This is a genomic window from Prevotella denticola, assembly GCF_900454835.1.
Lineage (GTDB): Bacteria > Bacteroidota > Bacteroidia > Bacteroidales > Bacteroidaceae > Prevotella > Prevotella denticola.
The window spans coordinates 627,495-639,688 of sequence record NZ_UGTM01000002.1; the positions used below are offsets into that span (position 1 = coordinate 627,495).

A 12,194-nucleotide genomic window follows, 5' to 3' on the forward strand; every position below is an offset into this window, starting at 1 on the left:
TTTTTATTTCACTACCACCTTGCGTCCGCCTACGATGTAAACGCCTGCGGGCAACCGGTGGCGTGCGGCGTCATCGAGGCGGTCGGCCACGCGTCGGCCTTGCAGGTCATACACCGGACCGTTCTTTCCGTCAGTAGCCTCGTTCGTCACGTTGCCGATGCCCGTGGTCTCGCCGTCGAGGACGACAGAGAGCTGTTTGGCACCTGACGCCTGCGGTGGACAGATGATGTAGGCACGGTAGGCAGGAATGGTGGCGGCGGAATTGGCCGTCGTTACCTTGTGGAACTTGCCATCGTCCTGCAGAATGTAGGCGTTGGCAGCGGCAGCGGTGGCGTTGCTCACGCCGGCTACCGTACCCGTGAATTTGTAACCTGCGGCGGGGGTCGTCATCTTGTCGGCCTTGTAGGCTTTCACCTCGATGTTTCTGCCGCCGAGCTGTGGCATACCGTTAGCCGTGATGTAATACGGCGTGTATGCCGTGAGCTTGTCGTCCACTTCCTTGAAATGGACTTCGTTTTTGTTGCCGCCCGAGAGGGTGTAGACCTTGAAGCCCTGAGCATACAAGTCGTAAGGCAGACAAAGGGTGGCTTTCCCTATGGAAAGGTCGCGCTCGTAGGTAACGTTGGCGGCGGTGAAGTCGATGCCGATGGGCAGCTTCGTGCCGTCGGTGAGGTGGAAGTCGTCGCACACCCAGCTGTTGTTCTCCTTATTATAATATACATAGTTCACCTCTGCCTTGCCGGTCTCGCGGTAGGGGCTCGGCATCTCGCCCAAAGCCTGCGCCCAGTAGCTGTTGTCCTTGCGGTCGCCCTGCAACATTTTGGCCACCTCGCCGCTCTTCAGTTGGTCGGCGGTTACCCTGTCGCCCTGTACCTTGCCGCAGGGGTTGAGGTAGTAGCAGTTGTTGATGCGCGTAAAGCCGGTGCCCTCGTTCAGCTCACTTCCCGAGCAGAAGGTGAAGCTCGAAAATCCCTTGTCGCTGGGTTTGGGGCTGGCGTTGTTGGTGCCGAGGTAGAGGCAGTTGTTCAGCGTGCAGGCGGCATCTTTGTGCCTATGAGCTATAAATCCGGATATAGTTCTACTTGTACCGCCATTCAGGTCGGACGTGGCGTGGAAGTTTCCCTTGACTAAGCAGTCGTTAATGGTGATATGGGCAGTGTCATCCGGCCATTGAAGTATGCCTGCCAATGAGCTTCTCCCCTTGAGGTCCACCTCGCTGACACAGCCCGAAATGGTGGTGTTGCCATAAGCATAATTAATCAATCCGGATAACTGGCTATCGTAACTGCTCGACGTAATCTTCCCTTGGGTGCGCAGGTTGCGGATGGTGGCGTCCTTCACATTCTTGAAGGGGGCAATCTCTCCTCTGTTGCCGGCATCCCAGTTGAAAGAGAGCGTGTGCCCCTGTCCGTCGAACGTGCCGGAGTAAACGTTGGGCAAATAATAGCCCACCATCAGGATTTCGGTACCGAGATCGATGTCCTTTGTCAGCTTGCCATCGACGGCGGTATGTCCATCGTTCACGAGGTCGCGGAACGCTTTCCAGTCTTCCTTCGATGCGATTTCGTAGTAATCCTTCTCGGTGACGGTGACGGGCACGCTGCGGTCTCTATCGACGGGTGTCGTGGGCGTGAAGCCGTCGCCGAAGGCGAGGGCGTAGTAATGGTGGGGGTTGTAGCCCTCGCCGAGGAATTTGCTCAGGGCGGGCAGGCTGACGGTCTTGCCGCTGTTGGCGTAGGCGGCGGCTTTGGCTTGTCCGTTGTGGGTGAACTGCACCCGATAGACGTGCTTAGCGGCTTCGTCGGTGGGCAGCGGCTCTTTGTCCGTGCCTATCTTCTGTCCCCACGCCATGTCGGCGCGCTTGCCCTGTAGCATATATGCCACGTATCCGTTTCTTAGCTGTGCCTCGGAAATCTGCTCGCCCTGCTTCTTGCCACAGGCGTTGAGATAGTAACAGTTGTTGAGGGTGGTGGTGCCGCCAGAGGTATTGGTCGGGGCGAAGGTGTTGTTTTTTTCGCCGTCGCTGTAGGCGTTATTATTGCCGGCGTAGAGGCAGTTGTTCATCACGAGAGTGCCGTTCTGCACATACACGAAGCCGCCCATGCCCAGCTGGCCTTTGTCGGTAGTGGCGTTGATACTGCCCTTCACTATGCAGTCGTTGATGGTGGCGTGGGCATTGGTGAATACATAGTTAACCAGTCCCGCCGCTCTGCACGGGTCGTTGTGGGTGCTGGTGATGTTGACGTTGCTCACGCAGTTCGATACGGTGATGTTGCCGCCAGCCGCTTCGTCAATCAGTCCGCTGAGATAGTGATAGCGCGCGGTGATGCTCCCCTCGGTGCGCAGGTTCTTGATCGTGGCGCCACTCACTCTCCTGAAAGGGGCGATGTCACTGTTTGCGTTGTCTGTCCAGTTTAAGGTGAGCACGTGGTTCTGCCCGTCAAAGGTGCCGCGATAGGGGGTGTAGGACGTTCCCGCCTTGGCGATGTCGCTGCCGATGTTGACGTCGGCGGTCATCTTGACGTTCATGCCGTTCTGCCCGGCGTTGTTCACGAGTTCACAGAAGGTTTTCCAGTCGGCGGCCGACTTGATTTCGTAGTGGTCTTTCTCGGTGAACGACACGCCTACGGTCATGTTGCCGTTGACGGGCGTCGAGGCAGTAAATCCGCCGTCGAAGCTGAGGGCGTAGAAGTGGTTGGCGTTGTAGCCCGAGCCTACGACGTCTCTCGCGGGAATCGTGGCGAGGAAGCTGCCTACGCTCTTGCCTGGGTTGGCATAGCGGGTGGCCACGACTTTGCCGCCTCGGGTGAACTCCACCTTGTAGAGCTGCTTCGCGGCGTCGGCGGTCAGGTCGGGCGCGTTGTCGGTGCCGATGACCTGCCCCCATACTTGGTTGCTCCTGCTGCCTTGCAGTTTGGCGGCCACGTAGCCGTTGCGTAGTTGCTCCTCGGTTGCCTGCGTGCCTTGCCCCCTGCCGCAGTTGTTGCGGTAGTAGCAGTTGGTGACGGTGGCGTTATGGGCGAAGGTATTTATTCTTTCGCTGCTGCTGTTGGCATTGTTGGTGCCGATGTAGAGGCAGTTGGTAAAGGTGCAGGTGCCGTTCTGACTGTATACAAATCCGCCCATGCCGGTCTTTCCTTTGTCGGTGCTGGCGTAGATCGAGCCTTTCACGATGCAGTCGGTGAAGTCGACGCGCGAGTTGGAGCCGATATACGACACCATGCCTCCTGCACCGCAGCGGTCGTCGGCATAGGTGCTGGTGAGGTCGACGTTGCTCACGCAGCCCGTGACGGTGGTTTCGCCATACGCCTCATCAATCAGTCCTCCTATATACATACGGCTCGACTTGATTGTCCCTGCGGTGCGCAGGTTCTTGATGGTGGCGCCCCTCACATGCCGGAAGGGGGCGATGTCGCTGGCGTTGACATTCCAGTTGACCGTGAGCGTATGTCCCTGTCCGTCGAAGGTACCGGAATAATACTTGGAGGAAGTGCCCACCTGCACGATATCCCCTCCGAGGTCGACGTTGCGCATCAGCTTAGCGTCGACGGAAGTCTGACCGCTTTCCACAATGTCGCAAAACGCTTTCCAATCGTCTTTCGAGGCGATTTCGTAGAATTCCTTTTCAGTGAACGACACCTCCACGGTCATGTCGTCATTGACGGGAGCGTTGGCATTGAAGTCGCTCGCAACGGTGAGGGCGTAATAATGGTGGGGGGTGTAGCTCGTGCCCTTGATGTCCTGCACGGTGGGTGCCGTCACCTTACCGCCCTTGTTGACGTATCGTGAAAAGACAGTCTTGCCGTTGTCGATGAAGTCCACCTTGCAGATTTTCTTAGCCTCGTCGGCGGTGAACTGCGGCTGCGCATCCGTTCCAATGGTCTGTCCCCACACCATTTGGCTTCTGCGGGCTTGCAGCATATAGGCCACCGCGCCGTTTTTGAGTTGCTCGTCGGTAATTTTCGTGCCCTGTGCCTTGCCGCAGGCGTTCAGGTAGTAGCAGTTCTTGACTTCGGTGTTGTTCCCGGCAAAGGTGTAGCTTTCGTTGTTGTTGGCGTTGTTCGTGCCGAGGTAGAGGCAGTTGGTCAAGGTACAGTTGCCATACTGACGACATACAAATCCGCTAATTATTTCTCCCTTTTTCGTGACAGTGAAGTCGCCCTTGACGATGCAGTCGGTAATGGTAAGCTTGCCATAATTGATTACCCAACGAACCATGCCCGCTAAAATAGTTTTTGCCTTGAGATTCACCTCAATGATGCAGCCCGAAATGGTGGTAGTGCCATACACGTTAACAATCAATCCGCTAAGACCATCTCCTTTAGACTTGATCTCCCCTTTGACGTGCAGGTTTTTAATGGTGGTGTTCTCCACACTTTCGAATGGTGCTACCCGAACACGTGTGCCGGTATTCCAGTTGATCGTGAGCGTATGCCCCTGCCCGTCGAAGGTACCGGAGTAAAGATGGTATTGATTGCCCACCATGACAATTTCCTGGCCGAGGTCGATGTCGGCGTTGAGTTCAATGTCCGCCGTCATCTTGGCGTTGAGCGTGGTCTCGCCTTTGTTCACACGGTCGCAGAAGGTTTTCCAGTCGGCTGCCGAGCCGATGTTGAAGGTACCCCCCCCCGCTCTTTCTGTGCCAACGCCGGTACGGCGAGCACGAGGACGAACAGAAAGAGGCAGAGCCTCTGAATGATGTTTTGTTGTTTCATATTGAATTTGAAATTAAAAAAATAAATATTCTTTTGGTTATCGGGGGCGTGGCGTAGTTACTGCGTTTTCTGGAAGACTTCCTTGTATATTTCTGTCTGTTCCCGATTACGTCGTACAAGATGGTTGATCGTATCTTTGGAAAGGGAATCCAAAAGATGCTTATGCGCCAAGCCGTCAAACGGTTCTTCAAACGGACGGAGATAAGACAGCTTTTCCTTTCGCGTGGAGATTTCGGTGAACTTTTTATCCATATCGAGTGAAAAGCCGATGATGAATTCTCCGGTTTTATTTTTTAAAATATATACCCAACAGTTCTTTTTCATGTTTGCTGTTTGTTGATTCTGTTGCAAAATTATTCTACGAAGACCAACAGGGCGTTTCATATTTGCAAAAACTTGTATCATATTTGTAATTCACTAAGAATTGACGATTGATTTATAAATGTCCGGAACACCTATGCCCTCTCTTCGGATGAGCCCTTTTGCGTTTTCTTTTTTTCTTTGGAAACGGCTTTGTATTCTGAAGGCGACATCCCGAAGAAAGCCCGAAAACAACGGTTAAATGTGGCTCGGGAATTGAATCCTGACCTATATTCCACCTCGTTGATGTTCAAGTCGGGATTGTTGGTGAGCAGCGATGCCGCGTGCCGCAGCCGGTAGCCGTTGATAAATTCGTTGATTGTGGCTCCGTCGGCATACTTGCGCACGGCATTGGTGATATAGACGGCATTTGTTCCAATCCGCTTTGAGAGAATGTCGCGGTTCAACTCCGTGTCTTTATATACTTTCTCTTTCTGCATCAGCTCGCACAACTGGCGATAGATTTTTCCTTCACGGTCGAGTTCTTCCTCGGGAACAAGCCTTGCCGCGGTCTCCATGTCGCTTTCCGCCTTGCGGTATAATAGAATAGAGTCGTACAAAGCCCTGTTTTTGCGGCGCAAGCGGCGGGTGTAGATAATGTAAAGTACGACGGTGGCAAGCAGCAATGCCACGATGATGAGTGAGAGATAGAGCCGTGTTGTGATAACCTCGTTCCGGAGTGTGAGCTTGTCAACCTCGAAAATGGTGCGCAGTTCGTCGAGCTGCTTGGCAAGCTCAGTGTTGCGCAGTTTGTCTTTGTGTGGGATGACAAGGCTGTACAATTCTGCGGCTTCCTTGTATCGTCCGGCCTGCATGTAGAGGTCGGCTTGCTGCATCTGCACGGTGAGCAGGCTGACAGAGTCGCCGGCGGCAGTCATGATGCCCATGTTCTCGTTGTTGCAGGCAATGGCCCGGTCGTACTGTTTTGTGGCTGCATAGTAGCGGGCTTTCACTTGCAGAAGCTTGAATCGGGCAACGGCTTTGCGTTCCTCGGCATATTTATCGGCGAGCTGCAGCAATTCCTTGGCGCGGTCGTAATGGCCTGTTTCCAATTCAGCGACGGCAGTTGCCAGCGTGCAGTAGAGGTAGCGTCCGTTGAGCGAGGGTGTGTAGCCTTTTTGTAGGGCTTCCTTCTTGTATTTGTCGATGATCGCTTTCCATTCCGCGCATTTCACCCTTAGCTTTTCATATTTCCGCAGTCCGTCGAGCGTTTCGCCCAAGACGTTGTAGGCAGAGAGCAATTGTGAGATTTCATCAACCTTGGAAAGTGCGACAATGCTCTCCTCGATGGTCTTCTCGGCTTCGCGGAAGCGTCCCATTGTCTGATAGATGCATGCCATGCCGTAGGTGGAAGTGCCTAATCCATAGTTGCTCTTTCTTTTTCGCGCGTCGGCATACATCTTTTGCGCTTCAAACAATGCGGTCTGCACCTTGTCTTCGTAGAGATAACTCTCAATCAGCACGTTCCACGCATTGTAGTAATAATCCCATGTGCCGTTCTTTTTCATTGCACTGAGGACTTCGGGCAAATAGTAGCTAATGCTGTCGGTCATCTCGTAGTTGTAATAGCAATACAACTGGGTGATGCGCGCCTGGGCTTCCGCCTCCTTGTCTTTTTGACGTAAGGATTCGGCAAGATATTCACGGATGCAGCGTAATTCATAGCCCATATTATCTTCGGCAGCTGCCAACCGGCAAAGATGATGGTAGGCCTGCAAAAGTTTTTCTCCTTTGAGGTGCTTCATCTCTTTGCGGATGGAGTCTGCCGGAGTGGCGGCATACATTTCTCCTGCGCAGAGTGTAATGACAAACAGTAATGTGATAAAATGTTTCATTTCCTGTATATATTCAGTTTTACGGTTTCATAGACATAACAGGTTTCTTGTCCTTCCTCCCCCTAAAGTATATCCCGCAGGTAGTAGCAACGACTGCTCTGTTTGAGCTATTTTCTATCCCTGCCGTGCCACCAGTATCAGGACGAAGAGGTAGGTGCTGATCCTGATTCTCTGAATGATGCCTGTTGTTTTTCATTTGCCATAATCTCATTCTCTTTATGAATAACTCTTTTTGCTAATTATGAATTAAATATATTTCTACGTTCTCATTTTCTCATTTCGCATTCCTTTCTGCTGAATTTCGTATGCTGGACAGTTCATTTCTTGGCTGTTCTGCAAGGAATATTTCTGCGAGAACAGCAAAAGACTATACAAAAATAACAAACAGAATGTTATAAATCAGAGTTTCTTAGCAGAAAGACCATTTAAAGGCTTTCATTACACCCCTAAAAACCTTAATTATCCCTTAAAAACACTTAATAAAAAGCTTGGTAAAGAGAAAATAAAAACGTATCTTTGCAGTCGTTATAAAAAGTAAAAAACGGCAACAATGTTCATTCATTCTCTCACAGAAAAGGTATCGGCATTCCTACGGTCGCGCACTACAAACACCATTGAACGGCACCGCGTCATCGTGTATTTGCTCCACTCCCTTCTCGTTGTTTCCGTCATCTCCTTGCAGTTCATGAGGCTGGGTGGCTCACACGACAGGCTGCCACTTTCCATGAGCGGCATACACCTTGCGACATGCCTTCTTTCGCTGCTGCTCTATCTCACGCAGCGGCTGACACTTCCCAAGGCTTTTTCACTCACGGTGCTCGTGGCGCAGTGTACCATCGCCGTGCGCTTCTTTTATTTCGCCACCGTACGTCCCGACCATTTTCTGCAGCTCATCCTCATCAATCAGGTAACGTCGCTGCTGGCCGTCTTCTTCCTTGTGTTGAGCTTTGTCCGGATCACCCCCTTTATCGTCTCTGCTATCAGTGTGGTTAGCTACGGTTGTGTGGCAGCCTATCTTCAAGAGCCTTCGCTTTGGCGTCTGTTCGCTTTCTTCCTCTTCGTGCAGTTTTTCCTCTGCACGCTGGGCGAGCTGCTGCGATATAATGTGATGAGTGTAACGAAGGAAAATACCGATTTGCATCACCGTGAGACGGCACTGATGCACGCCGTCAGGCTGAACAGGCAGGAGATAGAGGCCTATCTGCGCATGAGCGGCAACAGCCACCCTTCGCCCGAGGACACGGACCGCCTGTTTTCCATGCTCAAACCGAAATCGCAACGCAACCTTATCAACGCCGTGCGCCTGCATCTGAAAAAACACTTGATGGATGACTGCGATCTGGGGCACCACTTTCCCTGTCTGACTAAATCAGAAACGGATGTGTGCCGCCTCATTCTCGCGGGAAAGAAGCGGAGCGAAATCGGCCTGCTACTTGACAAAACCGAAAACAACGTCGACGTGACGCGTAACCACATCCGCAAGAAACTCAATGTACCCACTGACCAAGACTTGCAGAAATTTCTCATCAATTTATTGATAGAAAAAGAATATTCGAAAAGGAGGAAATAAATAAATAAGTTCCTCTACCGGAAACGTTCATATTTATTTATAACATGCCATTATCCGCTTTCCATATAGATTCGGATAATGGCTTCTTGTTTTTTCCCTGTATTTCCCGATTTTCCCAAAAGTTTTTCAATTTCTTCATATACCTATAATTTAGCTGCTTGATAACAATATTCATCATTAAAATTATCAAGCAATGGAATCAAACAGCAATGACAATTATGTGCTGGTTCTGGAAGACCGCACGGAAGTGAAGAATGAAAAGGAAGTGGGGAAACTCTCCGTTGTTTCAGGTATCAACGACAAGGGAAAACTCCAAACAACGGAAGCCACAGCAGCCAATCAAGCAGCGTTTTTGAAATTCAACAACAAAGACGGCTTGCTGAAGAACTTCATGACCAACTTCCTCAAACAGTTTAATAACCCGACTCATTTCGGGTTGTACAAGGTCGTGGCAGACAACGTGGAACAGGGCGTGGGCAACCTGCGCACTATGCTACAAAACCGAGAGAAGCCAGAAAGCAAACAGCAACTGGCAGAGATGGGTGTTTCCTTTGAGGATTATTTGCCCAAACAGAAGAATGCCACCGCCATCGATCCTGAAAAGGTGGACTGGAAGCAACTCGACAATCTCGGTCTTACCCGTGAGCGATTGGAGCAGAGTGGAGAATTGGAAAAAATGCTTTCTTGGCAGAAGAGCAACCTCATTACGATTGCCATCCCGATGGGTGATACCACCATTTATACTGATGCACGCCTTGCATTCCGCACGGATGACAACGGCAACATCGGTTTGGCTATCCATCCTTTACGCAAGGAGCCACAACTCGATTTTCCCTATATGGGCTACAAGTTCTCTCCCGAAGAAAAGGAGCAACTCCTCACTACCGGTAATCTCGGCAAGACCATCGAGGTGACACCCAAGAACGGAAAGCCTTTCTCTGCATACGTTTCTATTGACCCGCAGACGAATGAAATCATCGCCCTGCGTGCAGATCGGGTAAACATTCCCAAGGAAATCAAGGGCGTGACACTTTCTGATGCTCAGTATAAAGACCTTGTGGAAGGCAAAGCCGTGAAAGTGGAAGGTATGACTGCCAAGAGTGGCAAATCCTTCAATGCCACCCTGCAGGTCAATGCAGAGAAGAAAGGCATTGAATTTATCTTTGGTGACAACCGTGGATTCAAGGAACGGCAGCAGCAGACACAGCAACAAGGCGTCCCGCATAAACTCTGCGGACTGGAACTCTCAGAAAAACAGCGTGAAGCTTTGGATAGCGGTCGTACACTATATCTAAAGAATATGGTGGACAAACAGGGGCAGCCTTTCAATGCATACGTTCGCATGGACAAGGAACAGAACCGCCCACGTTTTTACAAGTGGAATCCTGACAAGAAGCAGGAAACCGGCAAAGAAAAGGTGGTTGCCGTAGCCGAAGAACACAAAACACAGGTAGCCGTGAATAACCACGGTAAGACGAATGAAGCCACCAAGAACGTGAAAGAACCACTCAAAACGGGACAGACACAGCCTACTGCCGAGCAGAAGCAAAAGCAGGACGAAAACAAACAGAAGAAATCCCGTGGACGTAGAATGTAACCTTAAAACCATTTATCACTATGACAACTTGTATTATTGCCGAGAAGCCCTCGGTAGCCAGAGATATTGCCCGCATTGTTGGGGCAGATAGTAAGCAGGACGGAAACATGGAGGGCAACGGTTACCTCGTTACTTGGGCAATGGGACACCTCATCGCCCTTGCCATGCCCGAAACCTATGGTTTTTCTGCCTACAAAGCTGAAGATCTACCCATCCGTCCCAATCCTTTTCAGTTAGTGGTACGACAAGTACGTAAGGATAAGGACTATATATCCGACCCAGCAGCACTCAAGCAGCTCAAGGTGATACGATCCTGCTTTGACAAGGTTGACCGCATCATCGTTGCTACCGATGCAGGTCGGGAGGGTGAGCTTATCTTCAGATACATCTATTCCTATCTCAATTGCCGAAAACCCTTCGACCGCCTTTGGATTTCTTCACTCACGGACAGAGCTATCCGTGAGGGGCTTTCTAATCTCAAGGCCGGAAGCCATTACGACAACCTCTATCATTCCGCCAAGGCAAGAAGCGAAGCCGACTGGCTCGTGGGTATCAATGCAAGTCGTGCGCTGTCCATTGCTCGCAAAGGCGGCTATTCCTTGGGACGGGTACAGACCCCAACCCTTGCTATGGTCTGCCGTCGGTACATAGAGAACCGTGATTTTTCTTCCGCACCCTATTGGAAACTTTCTGCTTTCACGGAGAAAGAGGGCATGTCGCTGAAAGCCGTTGGCTGTGAAGACTATGAGGATAAAGCATCGGCACAGACAGCTCTCGCTGCGCTCCGCAGTCAGAGCCGGCTTAAAGTAGAGTCGGTCGCAAAACAGGTGGGACATACCGTACCACCACTCTTGTACGACCTTACTGCCTTGCAGAAAGAAGCCAACAGACGCCACGGCTTTTCAGCAGACAAGACCCTCTCGATTGCCCAGAGCCTCTATGAGAAGAAAATCACGACCTATCCCCGCACAGGCAGCCGATACATCAGTGAGGATGTCTTTGAGGAAGTACCCGTCCTGCTTCGCAAGATAGACAAGGCGCTATCCAATCCGCTTAACCGCCATTCTGTGGACAATGCAAAAGTTACCGACCACCACGCTATTATCCCCACAGGAGAAACCCCTTCGGGCTTGTCGGTGTACGAGGCGACCATCTATCAAATGATAGTAACTCGCTTTTTAGAGGCTTTCTCTCCCGACTCAGAGGAAGAACGTATGCAGGTGAAGTTCACGGACGGCACCAATACCTTTACTTGGAAGGCGTGCCGACAAATCTCTTTGGGTTGGAAAGACGTGCAGCAAGGCGCTGACACTCAAAATGAAAATGGAAAGGAAAACGAGGAACAGACCTTATCCGCCCTGCCCAGCTTAACGGAAGGTGAAGTCCTGTCACTTCTCAATGCAGAGATTACCGAGCATAAGACCAAGCCGAAACCACTCTACACAGAAGCAACTCTGCTCTCTGCAATGGAGAACGCTGGGAAAGATGTCGAAGATGCTGAAAGCAAGAAGGCGATGGCAGAGTGCGGTATCGGCACACCTGCAACCCGTGCCAACATTATCGAAACGCTTATTCTCCGTGACTATATCCGTAGGAATAAGAAAGCTATCATACCTACCGAAAAAGGCTTGTCAGTCTATGAGATTGTCAAGGACAAGAAGATTGCCAATGCGGAGATGACTGGCAGTTGGGAACTGGCTCTTGCCGCTATCGAGGCGAGACAAATGCCGGCGGAGAAGTTCGCGCAAGGCATCAACTCATACGTCGGCACTATCTGCGAGGAACTCCTTGCCCTTGCTCCACAGGTGCAGAAGTCTTACCCCACCTACCACTGCCCTAAATGTGGTAACGAAAGTGTGGGCATTTATACCAAAGTCGCCAAATGCAGACACGAGGGATGCGACTTCCACATCTTCCGTGAGATCTGTGGCACGCTGCTCTCCGAGGACAATATCCGGGACTTAATAACCACAGGACGGACACCCGTTCTCAATGGCTTGACCAGCAAGGCTGGTAAGAAGTTCAATGCTCGTCTGGCATTGCAGGACGACTGTACCACTGCATTTGAGTTTGAGAATAGGAAAGGAAAACAACGAGGGAGATAATCCCGACAGAAA

General features: G+C 51.2%; 6 protein-coding genes. 3 read left to right on the top strand and 3 right to left on the bottom strand.

Annotated elements, in window-relative coordinates:
* Positions 1-3: 3 nt before the first annotated feature.
* The 3 genes from DYH27_RS10715 to DYH27_RS10725 form a co-directional block, all read right to left on the bottom strand.
* The gene (locus tag DYH27_RS10715) at positions 4-4,572 is read right to left on the bottom strand and encodes a hypothetical protein (RefSeq protein ID WP_025067900.1); all 4,569 of its coding nucleotides are present in this window, start codon (positions 4,570-4,572) and stop codon (positions 4-6) included.
* Between the two features lie 200 nt (positions 4,573-4,772).
* Positions 4,773-5,039, bottom strand: a complete 267-nt coding sequence (locus DYH27_RS10720; protein ID WP_025067901.1) for a hypothetical protein — start codon at positions 5,037-5,039, stop codon at positions 4,773-4,775.
* Between the two features lie 131 nt (positions 5,040-5,170).
* Positions 5,171-6,910: a helix-turn-helix domain-containing protein gene (locus tag DYH27_RS10725; protein ID WP_025067902.1), complete on the bottom strand. Its 1,740-nt coding sequence runs from the start codon at positions 6,908-6,910 to the stop codon at positions 5,171-5,173.
* Positions 6,911-7,460: 550 nt separating this feature from the next.
* Here DYH27_RS10725 and DYH27_RS10730 point away from each other — a divergent pair.
* From DYH27_RS10730 to DYH27_RS10740, 3 genes are all read left to right on the top strand, one after another.
* On the top strand, positions 7,461-8,480 hold the full coding sequence (locus DYH27_RS10730) for a helix-turn-helix transcriptional regulator (RefSeq protein ID WP_025067903.1): 1,020 nt from the start codon (positions 7,461-7,463) through the stop codon (positions 8,478-8,480).
* A 193-nt stretch (positions 8,481-8,673) separates the two neighbouring features.
* Positions 8,674-10,077: a DUF4099 domain-containing protein gene (locus tag DYH27_RS10735; protein WP_025067904.1), complete on the top strand. Its 1,404-nt coding sequence runs from the start codon at positions 8,674-8,676 to the stop codon at positions 10,075-10,077.
* A gap of 20 nt (positions 10,078-10,097) precedes the next feature.
* The gene (locus DYH27_RS10740; RefSeq protein ID WP_025067905.1) at positions 10,098-12,182 is read left to right on the top strand and encodes a type IA DNA topoisomerase; all 2,085 of its coding nucleotides are present in this window, start codon (positions 10,098-10,100) and stop codon (positions 12,180-12,182) included.
* The last annotated feature ends 12 nt before the right edge of the window (positions 12,183-12,194 follow it).

Excerpts from the sequence above, each read along its gene's own strand:
- DYH27_RS10720 (WP_025067901.1), bottom strand. The coding sequence starts at position 5,039 with ATGAAAAAGAACTGTTGGGTATATATTTTAAAAAATAAAACCGGAGAA.
- DYH27_RS10725 (WP_025067902.1), bottom strand. The coding sequence starts at position 6,910 with ATGAAACATTTTATCACATTACTGTTTGTCATTACACTCTGCGCAGGA.
- DYH27_RS10730 (WP_025067903.1), top strand. The coding sequence starts at position 7,461 with ATGTTCATTCATTCTCTCACAGAAAAGGTATCGGCATTCCTACGGTCG.
- DYH27_RS10735 (WP_025067904.1), top strand. The coding sequence starts at position 8,674 with ATGGAATCAAACAGCAATGACAATTATGTGCTGGTTCTGGAAGACCGC.
- DYH27_RS10740 (WP_025067905.1), top strand. The coding sequence starts at position 10,098 with ATGACAACTTGTATTATTGCCGAGAAGCCCTCGGTAGCCAGAGATATT.